Source organism: Paenarthrobacter sp. NPDC089988 (assembly GCF_044748465.1).
Lineage (GTDB): Bacteria > Actinomycetota > Actinomycetes > Actinomycetales > Micrococcaceae > Arthrobacter.
Map to the genome: position 1 here is coordinate 124901 of NZ_JBIVGD010000004.1, position 18066 is coordinate 142966.

An 18066-nucleotide genomic window follows, 5' to 3' on the forward strand; every position below is an offset into this window, starting at 1 on the left:
CATCAATCCGCCGGTCAACAACCCGGCTTGAATGGGGGAACCATGGGGAGCACTCCTCTGCACCGGGTGCGCAGTTGGCTGGCCGCAGTTGTGGCCGGCATCGTCCTGCTCGGAGGGCTGGGCTTCGCGCCAGCGGCGCACGCCGATGACGTGTTTGCTCCGGTCCCGGTGTCTGTATCGACAACGCCGAAATCAATCGGAGCAGGGGGGCAGGCAACGTCGCGGGTCACCTTCGAGACCGGTGGTGCCATCAGCAACCTCTACGTCTTCTTCCGGAACACCATCACGGGCGAATGGCACCGGGGACTGACGCAGGGTTCGTTCAATCAGGCCGACTCCACATACTCCTTCAATGCGGTGTTTCCGCAAGGCACAGCGCCGGGAACCTACAGGGCCGAATTTCTGCAGTTCAACAACTCCGCGGGACAAGAGTTCGGCTACTTGAGGGACGGATCCCTTGTCCATAACCCGGGGGCAGTCCCTACATCCGGGACTCCGGCCGTTTCGCTGGCAGGCCTGGACTTTAACTACAACACTCCGTTCGATATCGACCGTCCACATACAAGCGGCTTTTATCGGCCATATTTGCTGGCGACCCCTTACAACATGAGCTTGTTCGTCCGCCTGTCCGATGGCCGCCTTGGGCTCTATCCCACCGATGGGAAAGCAACCTGGTTGCAGGCGGGCCAGGTCGGATCCGGCTGGCAGATTTTCAACACGATGCTGGCCGCTGGCGACTTCAACGGCGACGGCGAGAACGACGTCATTACACGCGACAGCGCCGGCTCCTTGTTCCTTTACCCCGCGAATGGCCAAGGCGGTTGGTACCCTCGCCAGCAGATCGGCTGGGGCTGGGGCATCTTCAGCAGCATTTTCGCCGCCGGAGACTTCAACGGCGACGGCCACAATGACTTGCTCGCCCGCAAGACCAACGGCGAACTGGTGCTCTACCCGGGCAACGGCCGTGGCGGCTTCCTGGCGTCCTCCACCGTGGGTTGGGGATGGAACGGCATGACCTCGATCTTCTCTCCCGGCGATTTCGACGGCGACCGCAAGCCTGACGTCCTGGCGCGCGACAGTGCCGGCAACCTGGTCTTCTATGGTGGCAACGGCGCGGGCGGCTGGACTTCCAGCCGGGTCATTGGCCAAGGCTGGAACGCCATTGCCAAACTCGGCGGGGCCGGCGACTTCGACGGCGACGGCGCGAACGATGTCTGGGGCATCGACACCTCCGGCCAGATGCGTATGTACTACGGCAACGGGTCCGGCGGATGGAAGAGCTTCGGCGTTGTTGGTTGGGGCTGGGGCGGGTTCAACGCGGTTTTCTAGGCTTCAACAGTCGGATCCGCCCAATGCCGGGCGGATCCGACATTTCACTATCCGCACCGGCTCGTGCAGCTGGATCTTGAATGGGGGAAATCCTGTGGGCTTTCTTGCTACCTCGCACTCGATGTCGACCGGCCATCGGCAGCGTTTCGTTTCACTCCTGACGGCTGCAGCCATCGCCGGTGCGGCCGGTCTGGTTGCAGTCCCAGCGGCCTCCGCCGACGCAAGCCCAGCACTCTCACGTGCTCATGCCGCACCCGCCCTGGTTCCGGCACGCCAGGTGTACATGGGCCAGCCGAAGCTCAATGGCGATCCGACCCTCGGAGGCCTCCTGAAGGCAGAGCTCGGCGGCTATGCCCCGTTCGTCATACCCGAGGGCGGGACGCCAAGCTTCAGCTATGTTTGGACTCGCGACGGCCAGGTCATCCCAGGGGCCACCGCCTCCACGTACCGCGCCACCCAAACGGACATGGGGCGTGTGATCGCGGTTTCAGTCACGGTGTCCTATGACTCCGAATCCAAGCTGACCCTTCAGGCCGACTATCCACTCCGGATTGCTGCCAAGCCGCGGGCACGAGGTTTCGACGGGGACGGGACACATGACCTCTTTGCCCGTGACAGCGCCGGAAGGCTCCTGCTCTACCCCACTGATGGTCGGGGCAACTGGCGCCCGGCCCAGGTGCTGGGAACGGGGTGGAATGTCTTCAACACGCTTTTCTCACCTGGCGACTTCGACTGCGACGGCACGGTGGATGTTATCGGTCGTGACGGACAGGGCCGGTTGTTCCTTTACCAAGGGAACGGCACGGGCGGCTGGAAGAAGGCGTTCCAGATTGGCCAGGGCTGGCAGGATTTCCGGACCATCTCGGCGGCCGGCGACTTCAACGGAGACGGCAACAACGACATCATTGCCGTCGACCGCTGGTACCAAGCAATCCTTTACCCGGGAAACGGGCGCGGTGGCTGGCTCCAGCCGTACGGAGTGGACACTTACTGGATCAATAGGGATGCCGTTTTCACCGTTGGACACTTCGGTGGTACGAACAAACTCGGGATTGTCTCCCGAGACATTTACGGACACCTGACACTGCACGAGACCACTCGCAGCGGCTGGTTTGATACCCAGAGCAGCGGCATTGGGTGGGGATTCAACGGTTTTCCGTTCGTGGGCTCCGGCGGCGACTTCAACGGTGACGGCAACGTCGACGCGTTCAGCGTCGACACTTCGGGTCGTCTGACCATGTATTACGGCAAGGGGGCGGACTACCTGACCAGCAGCCAGCCGTGGATCCGCTGGAGCGGCCAATCCGTGGTCGGCTGGGGCTGGGGTGGCTTCACCGCCGTGTTCTAAACCAGCTACGCGACGCTCTTGATCTTCACCACGAACACCGCGCCCAGCAGGCCGATGACGGCGGCGGCTATGTACAGCGAGACGTAGCCGCCCCAGTAGGCAACAAACGGGAACGCTATGCTCGGCGCGATCACCTGCGGCAGCGAGTTCGCGATGTTGATGACCCCCAGGTCCTTTCCACGGTCCAAAGCCGTGGGGAGGACCTGCGTGATTAAGGCGAAGTCCACGGCCAAGTAGGCGCCGAATCCTATCCCAAGGACAATCGCCCCTGCCAGCGCACCGATCCAGGTCGGCGCGAAGGCGAGGATCAGCGAAGCCAATGCGATGATGACGGACGATGCGATAACCAACGGCTTTCGCTTGCCCATCCGGTCGCTCAACCGGCCGCCGAGCACGCTCGTGATGATCACCGCCACAGCGTAGAGCCCGGTAAGGATCAGGACGCCGAAAGCAGGATCAATGCCCTCGGTCTCCTTCAGGTGTACGGCATCACTGAGGAAAAACAGCAGATACAACGTGACCATGTGGTTGCCCGTGCTCACCAAGAGCCGCGTAAGCCAAGCCCAGCCGAAATCCGGGAAGCGCTTCGGCGACACCCAAAAGCCCCGGAGAAAGGCGCCCATCCTGAACGGGGGCCGGTCCTGCCTGGGGAGGGGCTCGTCGTCGTTCTTGAAGAGGTAAAGCACGACGCCGGCGAGCAGCGCCGCTGCGCACAGCCAGTAACCGAGTGCGAAGTTTCCGGCAACGACGGCGGCAATCACCGCGCCGATCAGGATGCCCACGGTTTGCCCCATGGCGGCAAGGCCGCCGACGGTTCCGCGCTGCGCTACCGGGACGCGGTCCGGCACGGCGGCCGTGATGGCGGCATACATTCCGTTGGCACCGGCTTGGACGAGGCACCAGAGCACGGTCATCACCGCGACATTGGGGGCGCCGGCAAGCGCAACGAGGGCCACGGCGCCAAGAATCGCGCCCAACAAGACCCACGGCACCCGTCGTCCGTACTTCGACGTGGTGCGATCACTGAAAGCACCGAACAAGGGATTGGCCACCATGGAAACGGCGGCGCCGCAGCCTGTCACCAACGCTAGGATCGCTTCCTTCTGGCCATCGTCAAAATGAGCCGCCTGTTGGCCCAAGAGCACTTGTAGGGGACCGAAGAAGGCCGCGTTGATGCCGAGGTTGACCAGCACCACGCCGGTGACCCACAGCGAGCGGACGCGTTGTACCGGCTCGGCGAGTGCCGTCGTCGTGCTGGCACGTACCACGGCCGGATCAGGGACCGGCCCGGGCAGGTCAGAAAGGCTCATGGCAGGTTTCCCCCTTGGTGTGGATGCTTGGATTCAGCCTAGCGCGGCGGACAGTCGTGAGAGCTTTGTGGCGGTGTTGTCCACATAGCGTGGACAAGCCGTGCGGGGCTTTGGATACGGGCGTTAGTGTGGCCTCAAACCCCTTAAGGAGAACCCATGAGCGAGCATGTGAACACCGCCGACCTGTACGACGAGCGCGGCGAAGAACTTGAGTCGATTTCTATTCAGTTCCAGAACCTCGGCGGACAGTCCCACTTCAGCGGCCCAGTACGAACGGTGCGGTGCTTCGAAGACAATGCCCTGGTTAAGAGCATCCTGAACACCCCCGGCGAGGGGGCCGTCCTGGTGGTGGACGGACACGCCTCGCTGCGAACCGCCCTCATGGGAGACATGATCGCCGAGAGCGCCGTGGCAAATGGGTGGGCGGGCGTCATCATCAACGGCGCCATCCGGGACAGGGAAGCGCTGGCACGGCTGCCCTTGGGTGTCAAAGCGCTGGGCAGCAACCCCAGGAAGAGCGCCAAGGCAGGTATTGGCGAGGTTGATGTGGATCTGGTGATCGACCGCGTCCGTATCCAGCCGGGCGTAATGATCTACAGCGATCCGGACGGCATCCTCGTGGAACGGTGATGCTTCGCCAGGACGTGATTTACGGTGAGTTCGCAAAAAAGTTTGGTGACCCGGGAATCAATCAGGCATCAGGATAGTTACTGAAAGCAACTATCCTGCTTAAAACCCACGCCTGCCTCTCATGGAGAAGATATGTCCAACTCTGCGCCCGTCCGGGCCGCCGGTGAGGTGCTGACGCATCGTCAGACACTCACCGTCATGGTGGGACTCATGCTCGGCATGTTCCTGTCCTCGCTGGACCAGACCATTGTGTCCACGTCCATCTACACCATTGCCAACGACCTCGATGGCTTGTCCCTCCAAGCGTGGGCCACCACCGCATACCTCATTACCTCCACAGTCAGCACTCCGCTGTACGGCAAGCTCAGCGACATCTTCGGTCGCCGCCCGCTGTACCTGGCTGCCATCCTGATCTTCCTTGCCGGATCCCTGTATGCAGGCTCGGTCCACTCCATGACCGAACTCGCGATCGCCCGCGGCGTCCAGGGCCTGGGCGCCGGCGGCCTGCTGGCTCTGGCGCTTACCATCATCGGCGACATCGTGGCCTTGAAGGACCGCGCCAAGTACCAGGGCTACTTCATGTCAGTCTTCGGTATCTCCTCCGTGTTGGGTCCGGTCATTGGTGGCGCCTTCGCCGGCGCCTCGAACATCCTGGGCTTCGATGGATGGCGCTGGGTCTTCTTCATCAACCTGCCGATCGGCCTCGCTGCGCTGGTGGTTGTGTTCATGTTCCTGCACCTGCCGGCCCGGCACGTGAAGCAGAAGATCGACTACTGGGGTGCTGCAGCCATCACCCTCGCAATCGTTCCGCTCCTGCTTGTTGCCGAACAGGGCCGTGTGTGGGGATGGACCTCTGGCGGCTCGTGGCTCTGCTACGGACTCGGTGTCCTCGGCATCGTTGCGTTCCTTTTCGCTGAAAAGCGTGCCGGCGACTACGCACTGATCCCGCTCCGCCTCTTCAAGAACGCCACGTTCGGCCTGTCCTCGCTGTTGAACTTCATCATCGGCATTGGCATGTTCGGCGCGATCGCCATGCTCCCCATGTACCTCCAGTTGGTCAAGGGCCTCACGCCTACCGAGGCCGGCCTCATGATGATCACGTTCACCGTGGGCATCCTGTTCGGCTCCATCACGGCCGGTCGGACCATTTCGTCCTCGGGCGTCTACCGTGTCTTCCCGATTCTGGGTACCTTCACCTTGGCCGCAGCCGCAGTCGTCATGGGCTTGGTGTTGGGCGTGGACACCGGCCTTTGGGTCCCCGGCCTGATTGCCGTGTTCTTCGGTGTAGGCCTGGGCTTCTGCATGCAGCCGCTGACGCTCGCCATGCAGGTTTCCGTACCGCCGAAGGACATGGGCGTTGGCACCTCCACGGCCGCGTTCTTCCGTTCCATGGGTGGAGCCGTGGGCACAGCAGTGTTCATCTCCATGCTGTTCAGCCTTGCCGCGGACAAGATCGCGGACGGCATGAAGACCGCCTCTTCCAGCCCGGACTACCAGGCCGTGCTGAAGGATCCGGCTGTGGCCGCCGATCCCGCCAACGCCAAGCTGTTCGACTTCTTCAAGAACGGCGCCAACAACGATTCCCTTAACGACACCAGTTGGCTGCACGCGGCCAACAGCACGCTGACCCGCCCCATCACCGAAGGCTTCGCACAGGCCATCGACACCGTGATGCTTACCGCGGCGGGCCTGATGGTCATCGCGTTCCTGATCAGCTTCGCGTTGCCGAACAAGAAGCTCACCGACCCCAAGTCGGCGGCGAAGGAAGCTGTGGCTGCGCACTAAGTCAGCGCGACGGCGGTAGCTCGCAACAAGAAACGGCAGGCAGTCTGTGGACTGCCTGCCGTTCCTGTGTTCTGCGCAGGATGGCGGCTGCGCCGTCCCGGCGCCAACTCAGGGCTGCGCCGGTCCCAGCGACCAGGCCGGGCTGCCCTACCGGCATCCGCGACCGTCGCTGTCGTCAGCCTTCCCCGACCAATCGGATGGCCTGCTCCAGGTCTTCCCGAAGGTCGCGATCGCCCATCCCGGCGGGCAGTTGGAACCCTGCGGTGAGGAGGTTCCGCAGCGTGGTGTTCGGGAAGTCCTGCGGTACCTTGCCTTGTTGCCGCAGGGCCCGGACAGCACAAACAAGTTCGACGCCGTTCACGGTCGCCAGGGCTTCAGCTGTGGACTGCAACTGCGCCGCAGCAAGGCTTGCGAAGCTGGCATCCTCTTCCGCGCCCAGGGACAGGACGACCGTCTGGAGACTGGCTGGCTGGGCGTTGGCGCGAATCCTGCCAACGGCTGCCGCCGCCACGTATTCGAGCATCATGACGCCTGACTGGCCGGAGCCGTCCTCGGCCAGGAACGGATGCAGACCTGTGTAAGACGGATCGCACAGGAGGTCGATGCGGCGCAGGTGGGTGGCGCAGGCAGCCCCGATGGCCAGGTTCAGGGTGTCCAGCCGCCGGGCCAGGTTTGTCATCTGGAAAAGCCCATGATGGGCAACATCGTTGCTGCCGTCTGCCGGCGATCCGTAGACCAGCGGATTCTCGTTTCCGGCCACCACCAGCCTTTCGAGGAGTGCACCCAGCGCATCCAACTCTTCAGCTTGGGACCCGAAAACCTGAGGCAGGGTCCGCAGGCAATAGGGGTCCTGGATCCGGGCCGGTTCGCCCACAGTTCCCTGAACAAGGGCACGCAAGGTGTTTGCCGCCGTCGTAATCGATCCACTGTCGGCTGCCGCTGCCACGGCGGGGCTCAACGCTTCGGTGTTGCCGGACATGGCAACGAAGGACAGACCTGCCACTGCCATGGCGTTGCCCAACAACCGCGCCAACTTTTGGTGGGCCAGGACTGCTTGGGCAATGGTCAGCGCACTGGAGCTGATGAAGGGAAGGGCGTCCGACGTGGGCCACGTTTCCAGCACAAAGGGAACCGCGCCGCCGCCCAAGGGTGCGCGTTCCCCGAGCATGGTCAGTGCTGTTCCAGCGAGGGCGGGGAGGTCGGCTGTTCCGATGCCACCAAATTCCCGGATTTCAGGAACCGTGTCCGCGTTGATCATGCCTGCCAAGGCCTCGGCAATCACGGGACTGATACCGGAGCCACCTGCGGCCAGTTGGGACAATCGGACCACCATCATGGCCCGGACCGTTCGGCGGTCGAGGGCCGCGCCGGCATCGACGGCGTGGCTCCGCAAGAGCTTGAGGCCGTGGGTATCGCCACTGCCGGCCTCGGCCAGGGCGACGGTCTTGTTTGCTCCCACTCCCGTGGAACGTCCGTACACGGGACGCCGGGAAGCAGTGGCCACAGCCGAAGCCTGTGACGCATCGATGCGTTCCAAAGCCTCGGCAGCCAGGCCAACCGAAGCTCCGTCGGCAACCGCCACGATTTCCGCGAGAGTCAGGTTCCTGCCGTCGATCTCAATCATGGACCGATCCTTTCATTTCCCAACTGACTGGCAGTTGTGGTTGCTATGAAGGCTCGAAACAACCACGACTGCCAGTCAGTCGGTTTCCGGAGCGAAGCGGATAGGGTTCCAGGGCGCAGAAACCGGCCGGGCGGCTACTCGTGGGCAAGGGGCCGTGTCGGCCCGCAGGCCAGACCCCGCCTGCACTCTTCCGCCACGCGCAGCTCTGGTGTGGGCAGATCCAGTCTGCACAGATCCGCTCTGGGCTGTTCCGGCCTGCACAGTTCCGGTCTGCGCCGAACCCGCCTGGGCAGATCCTGTCTGCGCCGAACCCGCCTTTTCCGGGCCTGGGTCTTGGCCGACCAGCAGGTGTTGGGGGCTCGTGGACACGGTCATTATTCGCCCTCCGGAGCCGCGCCGGTGACGGTCTGGGCTTGCGCAGGCTGGGATCCCGGGGTTTCCATGGGGATGCGGACGCCGCGTTCGTGGGCGACGTCGATGGCGCGTTCGTAGCCGGCGTCGGCGTGACGGATCACGCCCATGCCGGGGTCGTTGGTCAGCAGCGCGGTCAGTTTCGCCGCAGCGAGCTCGGTGCCGTCGGCCACGGAAACCTGCCCGGTGTGGATGGACCGGCCAATCCCGACCCCGCCACCATGGTGGATCGACACCCACGTAGCCCCGGACGAGGCCGCGGTGAGCGCGTTCAGCAGCGGCCAGTCAGCGATCGCGTCCGAGCCGTCCTTCATCGCTTCGGTCTCCCGGTACGGGGACGCGACCGAACCCGAATCCAGGTGGTCACGGCCGATCACGATCGGGGCCTTGACCTTGCCCTCGGCCACGAGCTTGTTGAACAACAGCCCCGCCTGGTGGCGTTCGCCGTACCCAAGCCAGCAAATACGCGCCGGCAGGCCCTCGAACTCCACCCGTTCCTGGGCGGCGTCGATCCACTTGTGCAAGTGCTTGTTCTCCGGGAAGAGTTCCTTGATCGCCTCATCCGTGACGCGGATGTCTTCCGGGTCCCCGGACAGCGCCACCCACCGGAACGGGCCCAGGCCCTCGCAGAACAACGGACGAATATACGCCGGAACAAACCCGGGGAACTCAAACGCACGGGTGTAGCCGCCCTTGCGGGCCTCGTCCCGGATGGAGTTGCCATAATCAAAGACCTCGGCCCCGGCGTCCTGGAACTCCACCATCGCCTGCACCTGGCGGGCCATGGACGCCTGGGCCTTCTTCGTGAACCCTTCCGGGTCAGCCGCGGCCTCAGCATGCCACTCGGCCACGGTGATGCCCTCGGGCAGGTAGGACAACGGATCATGCGCGGACGTCTGGTCCGTGACCACATCAATGGTCAACTCCCCCGCCCTGTGCCGGCGCAGCAGCTCCGGGAAGACCTCCGCGGCGTTGCCCACATACCCGACGGACCAGCCACGACGCTCAGCCTTCGCGGCCTGGACCTTCGCGATCGCGGTGTCCAGGTCCGTTTCGACCTCGTCCAGGTAGCGTTTCCCGGCACGGCGACGCAGGCGGGTCTCGTCAACATCGATGATCAGGCAAGCCCCGTCGTTCAGCGTCACCGCCAGCGGCTGCGCACCGCCCATGCCACCACACCCACCCGTCAACGTCAGCGTCCCAGCCAACGGACCCTCCGACGAGCCCTCCGCAGCAGGAGCCGGGTGCCGGCCGTCCGCGACGAGCTTGTTCCCCAGAGCCGCGAACGTCTCGTACGTGCCCTGCAAGATGCCCTGCGTGCCGATGTAAATCCACGACCCCGCAGTCATCTGCCCATACATCGTCAAACCCTCAGCCTCCAGGCGGCGGAACTCCGGCCACGTCGCCCAATCCCCCACCAGGTTCGAGTTCGCCAGAAGCACACGCGGCGCCCACTCATTCGTGCGGAACACCCCCACCGGCTTGCCCGACTGCACCAGCAGCGTCTCGTCCTTCTCCATCGTCTCCAGGGTCCGGGTGATCGCATCAAACGCATCCCACGAACGCACCGCACGGCCCGTACCGCCATAAACCACCAGATCATCCGGACGCTCAGCAACCTCCGGATCCAGATTGTTCATCAACATGCGCAACGGCGCCTCGGTCTGCCACGACTTTGCAGTCAGGGCGGTTCCCCGTGCGGCACGAACCGGGCGGGCTCCTGTAGTGAAATCGGCAGTCATTCTCTTGCTCCTCTAAAACAAACCTCTACAAACCGGCAGGGACTAGCCCAGGTTCTTGCTCTTCAGCCATTCCTTGGCGATCTCTCCGATGTCCTCGAATTTGGCTACACGGCCGTTCATGGTGATGAGGTCATCGGTGGTCAGGGCCGCAGAGACCTTGTCCAGCGTTTCCTTAACGGTGGCCGTGGACTTCTTCTGGTTGATGACAGGCGTGATGTTCTCGGACAGGAAGAGGTTCTTGTTGTCCTCCAGCGCCACCAGGTTGTTGTCCTTCAGTGCGGGATCCGTGCTGAAGAGGTCGGCCACCTGTACCTGGCCGGAAAGGAGGGCGTTCAGCGTCAGCGGCCCACCGGCGTCGAGCGCTGAAAATTCCTTGAACTCAAGGTTGTAGACCGACTTCAGGCCGGCCACGCCGTTCAGGCGGGTCTTCCACTCCGGCGGTCCGCCCAGGACGAGGTCCTTGGCAACGGGCTGGAGGTCTTCGATGGTCTTGAGCTTGTACTGGTCCGCGGTCTCCTTCTTGACGGCAAGGACGTCCTTGTCCTGGGCGTCTGAGGCTTCGAGGACGGCCAGGCCGGACGGGATCTTGGTGGTAAGTTCCTCGGCGACCTCGTCGGAGGAGACAGCCTTCGTGGCCGGGTCAAGGTACTGGAGCAGGGCGCCGCCGTACTCCGGCATCAGGTCGATGGAGCCGTCCTTGAGGGCTGGGATGGTGACCTCGCGGCTGCCGATGCTCGGCTTCTCCGTGACGGACACGCCCTTGGCCTTCAGTGCCTCGGCGTAGATCTTGGCAATGAGCTGGCTCTCCGGGAAGTCGGCGGAACCAACAATGATGCTGTCGCCCGAACCTCCTGCAGCTGCAGTGTTGGACGAGCTCAGCGGATCTCCGCCGCCGCAGGCGCTCAGGGTGATGGCGGCAACGGCCGCGAGGGTGAATCCGGTCAGGTGCTTCTTCATGTCAACTCTCCTGGAATGGCTCGCGCAGGGCATGCAGCGGCCAGGTGGGGGTGGGTGGAGATGGAAATGGGTGGTGCTTAGACCGTGACGGGGGTCTTCACGGGTTCGGCCACGGGAGCCGTTTTGACGGTTCGCCGAGTGAGTCCTGGTGAGACTACGCGGCGGGTAATGAACGCGAGCAGCTGGTCGAAAAACAACGCCAGCAGTGCGACGAGGACGGCACCGGCGACCATTTGGCCGTAGTCGTTCTGGGCCTTGCCGTCGATCAGGAGGCGGCCCAGGCCGCCGAGCGATATGTACGCGGCGATGGTCGCCGTCGAGATGATCTGCAACAGAGCACTGCGGACACCGGACAGAACAAGCGGAAGCGAGCACGGGAGCTGGACATCCGTGAGGATCTTCATGGGGCGGAAACCCATGCCTCTGGCGGCGTCGACGGCGGCCGCATCCACCGCTCGGACGCCGGCGTAGGTGTTGGTCAGGATGGGCGGAACCGCGAGCAGGATCAGGACGATGAGGCTCGGAAGGATGTAACCCATGCGCGACGGGAAGGCCGGCGAGAGCAGCAGCACCAGCAGGATCAGCAAGCCGACGCTCGGGAGGGCGCGCAGCGCGTTGGCCAGACCAGCGATCATGAACACGCCCTTGCCTGTCACGCCGATGTAGATGCCCAAGGGAACAGCGATGATGGCAGCAACAGCCAAGGCGATGAGCGAGTACAGGAGGTGTTCGCCGATGAGGGTTGGGATGCCGTCGGCGCCGCTCCAGTGCGAGGGGTCGAACAAGTAGTTCACGAGTGCACCACCTTGGGGGTCCACGGTGTCAGCCACCGGTTGAGGAGAATGATCAGCCCGTCAAGAATCATCGCGAGGACCACGCAGAGGATGATGCCGGCGATGATCGGGGTGAAGAAGCGGAGTTGGAAGCCCTGCGTAAAGAGGGAACCGAGCTGCGGAATACCCAGCAGCGCGGCAACGGAGACGAGGCTCACGTTGGACACGGCTGCCACGCGAAGTCCAGCGGAAATGACAGGGACGCCTACGGGAAGCTCCACCTTGATGAGGCTCTGGTAGCCGCGGTATCCCATGGCCTTCGCTGCTTGGACCGTGTCTTCTGGAACGGATTCCAGGGCATCCGCTACCACGCGGACCAACAGCGCCACGGTGTAGATGGTCAGTGCCGCCACGATGTTCAGCGGATCCAGGATCTTGGTGCCCAGGACCAGCGGCAGCAGGACGAAGAGCGCCAGGGAAGGAACGGTGTACAGCAGGCCTGCAACCCCTACCAACAGGGGGTAGATACGGCGGCTGCGGTGCGCCCACCAGCCCAGGGGCAGTGCGATGAGCAAGCCCAGGACCAGGGGGATGACGGCGAGCAGGACATGCCAGCCGAGCAGGAAGACGATGTTGTCGAACTGGCGTCCCAGCCATTCAAAGTTCATCGGGCCGTCTCCAGGTGGGGTTCGGCTTCAATGGCCTTGACGACGTCGGTCGCGGTCACCGTTCCGAGCAACTCACCTTGCTCGTTGACCACCACGCCGCGGCGGCTCGGTGAGGAGAGTGCGGCGTCGAGCAGTTGTCGCATGGTTCCTGACACGACTGCGGGGATGCCGCTGAGGTTCAAGTGCTCGCGCTTCAGTTCACCGCTGAAGAGATCCGGCTGCGCCCAGCCCAAAGGCTTGCGACCGCCGTCGAGCACCAACACCCAAGCACCCGACGCCTTGGCGCGGGCCTCCTCGGCGGTAGCGCCGAGCTGGACCACGGATTCTTCGCCGATGGCCACGTTGCCGGCAGTCTTGGTGAATCCAAGGGAACGGTAGCCACGGTCGCGGCCCACGAAGTCGGCAACGAACTCGTCCGCGGGCGAGGTGAGCAGCTCGGAAGGCGAAGCCATCTGGGCGAGCTTTCCACCTACCCGCATCACGGCAACCTGGTCACCCAGCTTGAGGGCTTCGTCAATGTCGTGGGTGACCATGATGATGGTCTTGCCGATCTCGCGCTGCAGGCGGAGGAACTCATCCTGCAGTTGGCCGCGGACCACGGGATCAACGGCACTGAACGGTTCGTCCATCAGCATGAAAGCCGGATCCGAGGCCAGTGCACGGGCCACACCGACGCGCTGCTGCTGACCGCCGGAAAGCTGCCAAGGGTAGCGTTTGGCGAAGCTGGCCGGCAGTCCCACGCGCTCAATCAGCTCGAGCGCCTTGGTCCGCGCCTTCTGCCGGCTCTCGCCAAGCAGCACCGGCATGGTGGCCACGTTGTCCACGATCGTCTTGTGCGGGAACAGGCCGGCATGCTGGATCACGTAGCCGATCCGGCGGCGGAGCAACGCCGCGTCCATGCCGGAGGTTGGTTCGTCGTCGAGGTAAATGGTGCCGCTGGTGGGTTCGATCAGGCGGTTGATCATCCGCAGGGAGGTGGTTTTTCCGCAACCGGACGGACCAACCAGGATGGTCAGCTTGCCGGTGGGAGCTTCCAGATTAAGGCCATCGACGGCGACAGTGCCATCGGGGTAGGCCTTGGTGACGTTTTCAAACTTGATCATTTCGCTTCCATGCTTTCCTGGGGTAGCTCAGAAATTTCGGTGTTCAGGGTGAGGACGCCTCCGGCTTCCTCCACCAATTGCTGGCCGATCTTGATGGCCTTCAGTTCGTCCACGCGGTAGCTGGGGGCAACGATGCTCAGGGAAGCCACCGTCCTTCCTCCCATGACCACCGGAGCGGCAATGGCCGTCACGTCGTCCTCCACACCGCTGCGCACCACGGCGAAGCCACGCTCGGGCTGTTCACCCTTGAGGACCTGGCCGGAAGCTGTTCCTTCGAGCGGGATGCTCCGCCCGACCCAGCTGGAGTGCCTGATCGAATGAGTGCCCTCAACGATCGCGATGTAGATTCCCGTGTCCCCCACTCCGGGAATGCTCAGGTAGCACGATTCGCCCGTTTCAGCGACGAGGTGCTTCATGGCGGGCGTGCACAGGGCAACAAGCGATTCTTTGCCGAGTGCCAGCGCGCCGAGCTGGATGATGGACGCGCCCGGGCGGAAATTCCCGTCGTCGTCGCGTGAGACGAAGCCGCTGCCTTCGAGCGTGCGGAGCAGGCGCAGCGCCGTGCTGGGAGAGAGATCAACGCCCCTTGCGGCGTCGCTCAGGGCGACGGCGCCTTCCGAGCAAACTGCTGCCAGCAGGGCCAGCGCCCGCTCTACCGTCCGGGTGGAAGAATCCGCCATCACATACCTTCGCTTCGTGGTCCCCATCACATTTGCTCTTGCCATTCAGTAAAAACCAATTTTCATTAAATGGCAATGGTTGGGCGACTGGCCCGACAAAAGATGACGACGGCGGGACTCGACGTTAGTGCCCGCGCCGCCTGCCGCCGTCGGCCGCTTGTGTTAAAGAAGTTCAAGCAAAAGACCAGTTCAGGCGCTTTAGGCACCCACGCCGGACTATCTGGAGGCCTTCGCCGCTTGTTGAGTTCAGGAAGTGAATGCATGTCATGTCCGCGCGCATGACTGGAAGTTGCCCGATATGACGTGCCACACTGTGTAGCGCGCGTGCACCGGCGACCCGTCGGGCCGGCCGACGACGTCCCGCACTGTGAAACCCATTCCACTGCCGCAAGGGAGAACCATGTCCAGCTCAAGCACCGAAGGCGTGCCCCCAGTCTCCCGAAAAGTGGTGGGACTGGCTGTTGCGGGAGCGGTAGGCGGCTTCCTCTTCGGCTTCGACTCCTCCGTGGTCAACGGCGCCGTGGATGCCATGAAGGACGAATTCATGCTGAGCGAGGCCGTGACCGGCTTCGCCGTAGCCATCGCCTTGCTCGGTTGCGCGCTGGGCGCGTACCTGGCAGGAAAGGTCGCGGACCGTTATGGCCGTATTCCTGCCATGAAGATTGGTGCACTCCTCTTCCTGGTGAGTTCCATTGGCACGGGCCTGGCCTTCGGAGTGTGGGACCTGATCTTCTGGCGCCTTGTGGGCGGCCTGGGCATCGGCCTCGCGTCCGTGATCGCCCCGGCCTACATCTCGGAGATCTCGCCCCGCCATGTCCGTGGCCGGCTGGCATCCCTTCAGCAGCTCGCGATCACCACCGGTATCTTCGCCGCGCTCTTGTCCGACGCCCTGCTGGCAAACTCTGCAGGCAGCGCCGGCAACACTTTCTGGTTCGGGATCGAGGCGTGGCGTTGGATGTTCATCGCTTGCGCCCTTCCGGCCGCAGTCTACGGATTGATTGCCTTCAGGTTGCCGGAGTCCCCGCGCTTCCTGGTGCTCAACGGCAAGGATGAGCAAGCACGCACGGTCTTCAAGGCCATCATGCCGAATGACGACATCGACCGGCATATCCGCGAGATCAAGGAGTCAATCCACGAGGACGAACTCTCCAGCAAGAAGGGCTCCTTACGCGGCAAGGCGTTCGGACTGCAGCCCGTAGTGTGGATCGGCATCATCCTGTCCGTGCTGCAGCAGTTCGTGGGCATCAACGTGATCTTCTACTACTCCACCACGCTGTGGAAGGCGGTGGGATTCCAGGAGAAGGACTCCCTCACCATCTCCGTTGCGACTTCGGTGACCAACATCCTGGTGACGCTCGTTGCGATTGCGCTGGTTGACCGCGTGGGCCGCCGTCCGATCCTGCTCACCGGATCCATCGGCATGGCCGTCTCACTGGGCGTCATGGCCGTGGCATTCTCCTCGGCAACCGGGACTGGCTCGGAGATCACCTTGCCCGGCGGTTGGGGACCCGCGGCGTTGATCGCCGCCAACGTTTTCGTGATCAGCTTCGGCGCCTCCTGGGGCCCCTTGGTCTGGGTGCTGCTGGGCGAGATCTTCCCGTCCCGGATCCGCGCCCGGGCGCTGGGACTGGCCGCGGCTGCGCAATGGATCGCCAACTTCGCCATCACGCTCAGCTTTCCCGTCATGGCGGCAGGTTCGCTGCCGCTGACGTACGCCATGTACGCGGCGTTCGCTGCGGCGTCGTTCTTCTTTGTGATGTTCAAGGTGCCGGAGACCAATGGCATGTCCCTGGAGCAGGCCGAAACCTTGTTCGTCCCCAAGGGTGCGCAGGTTTCGCCGCTGCCCACCGCCGAGGAACCCAAGTAAGTCGCAGTTCAGGTCGTTCCCAGCGCTGGGAACGACCTGAACTGCTACTCAGTTGGGCTAAACGAGGTGCGGTTCGTGCGACTTCAGGTAATTACGTCCACCGAAGGCCACCAGGATCGCGATGACCATGGCCACCGCGCCAGCGAAGAACGGAACCTGCGAGCCAAAGTGCTCGCCAAGCTGGGCTGCGGCGAACGGAGCCAGCGCGCCACCCATCCAGCGGACAAAGTTGTAGCCGGCCGAAGCCACGGGCCGCGGTGAATCCGAAACGCCCATGGCCAGTTCGGTGTAGATCGTATTGTTGATGCCCAGCAGGGCACCGGCCACGATGACAAGCACGACGACGGCAGGCACCGAGTGCCCCGCGGCCAGTCCCAGCCCGATCAGGTCCAGCATCAGGACGAACAGCGTGCCCGTGAGCACCTTGACTGCACCGAAGCGGTTCTGGAGGACGGGTGCCACGAACACGGAGAACACAGCGACGGCGACGCCCCAACCGAAGAACACTCCGCCGATTCCGTAGGCGTCCATGCCCAGAATGAACGGCGTGAAGGCCAGGATCGTGAAGAAACCGTAGTTGTAGAAGAGTGCGCTGGCGGCCGTGGTGCTGAGGCCCTTGTGACCCAGTGCCAGCAGCGGATCCCGCAAGTGTGCCTTCTTGGCCGGTGCGGGAGTCTTGGGCAGGAGAGCCAGCAAGGCAATTAACGCCGCTGCCATCAAGACGGCCGTGCCGAAGAACGGCGCGCGCCACTGCCAGCCGCCAAGAAGCGCTCCCAACAGTGGGCCGAGGGAGATGCCCAGGCCAAGGGCGGCCTCGTAGAGAATGATCGCGACTCCCGTGCCGCCAGTGGCCACGCCAACAATAACGGCCAACGCCGTGGCGACGAACAGGGCGTTGCCCAGTCCCCAACCGGCGCGGAAGCCCACCAACTGCTCAACACTCCCGGACAGGCCGGACAACGACGCAAACACCACGATCACTGCCAGCCCGATCAGCAGCGTCTTCTTGCCGCCGATGCGCGATGACACGAATCCACTGATCAACATCGCCACGGCCGTCACCAGGAAGTAGCTGGTGAACAGCAGGGAGACCTCGCTGGGCGAGGCTTCGAGGTTTTTGGCGATGGCTGGCAGGATCGGGTCCACCAGGCCAATGCCCATGAAGGCGAACACGGCGGCGAGGGCTGTTGCCCAGACGGCCTTGGGCTGCTTGAGGAAGGAAACCTTCTCGGCTTCCAGGGTGTTTTCGGCGCTTGTTGCGTCAGCCAGTTGGCGTGACATGCGGTTGTGCTCCTAGTTCTGGAATGAATTGTTGATTTTTGCGATCACGGGAAGGGCCGCGGCGAGCTGTTCGATTTCGTCGGGATTGAGCCCTTGCAACAGTTCGGCCACCATGGCGTTGCGGCGGTGGTTGGCGGACTCGACGGCGGCAAGCCCCGCCTGGGTGGTGATCACCTGCACGGCGCGGGAGTCGTGCGGGTCCGGTTGACGATTGACCAAGCCGGCGCGTTCGAGCTTGATGATCTGCTCAGTGGCACTGGGAACCTTAATCCCCAGGTTCTTGGCGATGTCTCCAACCCGCAGGCCGCCGTCGGAAATCATGGACAGCAAGCTGAGCTGCGCGGCGGTGAGTTCGCCCTCCGGGTCCAAGCGGCGGAACATGTACACGCCCAAGCGCAGTGCTTCGCGGAAGTCACGCGCTAGATCGAGGAGCCGGGGATCGAAAGCATTCGTCATATTTAGGTAGCCTAATAGTTAGGGTACCTAATAGTCAAGAGGCGCCCAACTGGGTCGCAGATCAGGTCGTTCCCAGCGCTGGGAACGACCTGATCTGCGACT

15 protein-coding genes are annotated in these 18066 nt (G+C 63.5%); 5 read left to right on the forward strand and 10 right to left on the reverse strand.

What is annotated here, in order from left to right; genetic code table 11:
• Positions 1-42: 42 nt before the first annotated feature.
• Positions 43-1329 (forward strand): FG-GAP repeat domain-containing protein, encoded by a 1287-nt coding sequence (locus ACIPV6_RS07510; protein ID WP_400270274.1) that lies wholly within the window; start codon positions 43-45, stop codon positions 1327-1329.
• Between the two features lie 121 nt (positions 1330-1450).
• A complete protein-coding gene (locus ACIPV6_RS07515) occupies positions 1451-2677 on the forward strand; it encodes an FG-GAP-like repeat-containing protein (RefSeq protein WP_400270275.1) in 1227 nt (408 codons plus the stop codon).
• A gap of 5 nt (positions 2678-2682) precedes the next feature.
• On the opposite strand, the gene ACIPV6_RS07520 is transcribed toward ACIPV6_RS07515, so the two are convergent.
• Entirely contained in the window at positions 2683-3987 is a 1305-nt protein-coding gene (locus tag ACIPV6_RS07520) for an MFS transporter (RefSeq protein WP_400270276.1), read from the reverse strand.
• Positions 3988-4143: 156 nt separating this feature from the next.
• Here ACIPV6_RS07520 and rraA point away from each other — a divergent pair, with 156 nt between their 5' ends.
• Together rraA and ACIPV6_RS07530 are read left to right on the forward strand one after the other, a co-directional pair.
• On the forward strand, positions 4144-4617 hold the full coding sequence (gene rraA, locus ACIPV6_RS07525; RefSeq protein ID WP_400270277.1) for a ribonuclease E activity regulator RraA: 474 nt from the start codon (positions 4144-4146) through the stop codon (positions 4615-4617).
• Positions 4618-4749: 132 nt separating this feature from the next.
• Complete coding sequence (locus ACIPV6_RS07530) at positions 4750-6402, forward strand: MDR family MFS transporter (protein ID WP_400270278.1); 1653 nt, start codon at positions 4750-4752, stop codon at positions 6400-6402.
• 175 nt (positions 6403-6577) lie between these two features.
• On the opposite strand, the gene ACIPV6_RS07535 is transcribed toward ACIPV6_RS07530, so the two are convergent.
• The 7 genes from ACIPV6_RS07535 to ACIPV6_RS07565 form a co-directional block, all read right to left on the reverse strand.
• A complete protein-coding gene (locus tag ACIPV6_RS07535) occupies positions 6578-8026 on the reverse strand; it encodes an aromatic amino acid lyase (RefSeq protein ID WP_400270279.1) in 1449 nt (482 codons plus the stop codon).
• A gap of 374 nt (positions 8027-8400) precedes the next feature.
• Positions 8401-10179 carry a urocanate hydratase gene (locus ACIPV6_RS07540; RefSeq protein ID WP_400270280.1) on the reverse strand — a complete coding sequence of 593 codons (1779 nt, stop codon included), beginning with the start codon at positions 10177-10179 and terminating at the stop codon, positions 8401-8403.
• A gap of 42 nt (positions 10180-10221) precedes the next feature.
• A complete protein-coding gene (locus tag ACIPV6_RS07545; protein WP_400270281.1) occupies positions 10222-11136 on the reverse strand; it encodes a glycine betaine ABC transporter substrate-binding protein in 915 nt (304 codons plus the stop codon).
• A 77-nt stretch (positions 11137-11213) separates the two neighbouring features.
• Positions 11214-11966, reverse strand: a complete 753-nt coding sequence (locus ACIPV6_RS07550; protein WP_400270282.1) for an ABC transporter permease — start codon at positions 11964-11966, stop codon at positions 11214-11216.
• The gene (locus tag ACIPV6_RS07555; RefSeq protein ID WP_400270283.1) at positions 11927-12577 is read right to left on the reverse strand and encodes an ABC transporter permease; all 651 of its coding nucleotides are present in this window, start codon (positions 12575-12577) and stop codon (positions 11927-11929) included. The genes ACIPV6_RS07550 and ACIPV6_RS07555 overlap by 40 nt, the downstream gene beginning before the upstream one ends.
• Positions 12574-13680 carry an ABC transporter ATP-binding protein gene (locus ACIPV6_RS07560; RefSeq protein WP_400270284.1) on the reverse strand — a complete coding sequence of 369 codons (1107 nt, stop codon included), beginning with the start codon at positions 13678-13680 and terminating at the stop codon, positions 12574-12576. The genes ACIPV6_RS07555 and ACIPV6_RS07560 overlap by 4 nt, the downstream gene beginning before the upstream one ends.
• Positions 13677-14360 (reverse strand): IclR family transcriptional regulator, encoded by a 684-nt coding sequence (locus ACIPV6_RS07565; protein ID WP_400270285.1) that lies wholly within the window; start codon positions 14358-14360, stop codon positions 13677-13679. Before ACIPV6_RS07565 ends, ACIPV6_RS07560 begins: the two co-directional genes overlap by 4 nt.
• 400 nt (positions 14361-14760) lie before the next feature.
• Here ACIPV6_RS07565 and ACIPV6_RS07570 point away from each other — a divergent pair, with 400 nt between their 5' ends.
• The gene (locus ACIPV6_RS07570; RefSeq protein ID WP_400270286.1) at positions 14761-16227 is read left to right on the forward strand and encodes a sugar porter family MFS transporter; all 1467 of its coding nucleotides are present in this window, start codon (positions 14761-14763) and stop codon (positions 16225-16227) included.
• Between the two features lie 57 nt (positions 16228-16284).
• On the opposite strand, the gene ACIPV6_RS07575 is transcribed toward ACIPV6_RS07570, so the two are convergent.
• Both ACIPV6_RS07575 and ACIPV6_RS07580 read right to left on the reverse strand, forming a co-directional pair.
• Complete coding sequence (locus ACIPV6_RS07575) at positions 16285-17508, reverse strand: MFS transporter (protein WP_400270287.1); 1224 nt, start codon at positions 17506-17508, stop codon at positions 16285-16287.
• A 12-nt stretch (positions 17509-17520) separates the two neighbouring features.
• Positions 17521-17964: a MarR family winged helix-turn-helix transcriptional regulator gene (locus ACIPV6_RS07580; RefSeq protein WP_400270288.1), complete on the reverse strand. Its 444-nt coding sequence runs from the start codon at positions 17962-17964 to the stop codon at positions 17521-17523.
• Positions 17965-18066 lie beyond the last annotated feature (102 nt).

Excerpts from the sequence above, each read along its gene's own strand:
- ACIPV6_RS07510 (WP_400270274.1), top strand. The coding sequence starts at position 43 with ATGGGGAGCACTCCTCTGCACCGGGTGCGCAGTTGGCTGGCCGCAGTT.
- ACIPV6_RS07515 (WP_400270275.1), top strand. The coding sequence starts at position 1,451 with ATGTCGACCGGCCATCGGCAGCGTTTCGTTTCACTCCTGACGGCTGCA.
- ACIPV6_RS07520 (WP_400270276.1), bottom strand. The coding sequence starts at position 3,987 with ATGAGCCTTTCTGACCTGCCCGGGCCGGTCCCTGATCCGGCCGTGGTA.
- rraA (WP_400270277.1), top strand. The coding sequence starts at position 4,144 with ATGAGCGAGCATGTGAACACCGCCGACCTGTACGACGAGCGCGGCGAA.
- ACIPV6_RS07530 (WP_400270278.1), top strand. The coding sequence starts at position 4,750 with ATGTCCAACTCTGCGCCCGTCCGGGCCGCCGGTGAGGTGCTGACGCAT.
- ACIPV6_RS07535 (WP_400270279.1), bottom strand. The coding sequence starts at position 8,026 with ATGATTGAGATCGACGGCAGGAACCTGACTCTCGCGGAAATCGTGGCG.
- ACIPV6_RS07540 (WP_400270280.1), bottom strand. The coding sequence starts at position 10,179 with ATGACTGCCGATTTCACTACAGGAGCCCGCCCGGTTCGTGCCGCACGG.
- ACIPV6_RS07545 (WP_400270281.1), bottom strand. The coding sequence starts at position 11,136 with ATGAAGAAGCACCTGACCGGATTCACCCTCGCGGCCGTTGCCGCCATC.
- ACIPV6_RS07555 (WP_400270283.1), bottom strand. The coding sequence starts at position 12,577 with ATGAACTTTGAATGGCTGGGACGCCAGTTCGACAACATCGTCTTCCTG.
- ACIPV6_RS07560 (WP_400270284.1), bottom strand. The coding sequence starts at position 13,680 with ATGATCAAGTTTGAAAACGTCACCAAGGCCTACCCCGATGGCACTGTC.
- ACIPV6_RS07565 (WP_400270285.1), bottom strand. The coding sequence starts at position 14,360 with ATGGCGGATTCTTCCACCCGGACGGTAGAGCGGGCGCTGGCCCTGCTG.
- ACIPV6_RS07570 (WP_400270286.1), top strand. The coding sequence starts at position 14,761 with ATGTCCAGCTCAAGCACCGAAGGCGTGCCCCCAGTCTCCCGAAAAGTG.
- ACIPV6_RS07575 (WP_400270287.1), bottom strand. The coding sequence starts at position 17,508 with ATGTCACGCCAACTGGCTGACGCAACAAGCGCCGAAAACACCCTGGAA.
- ACIPV6_RS07580 (WP_400270288.1), bottom strand. The coding sequence starts at position 17,964 with ATGACGAATGCTTTCGATCCCCGGCTCCTCGATCTAGCGCGTGACTTC.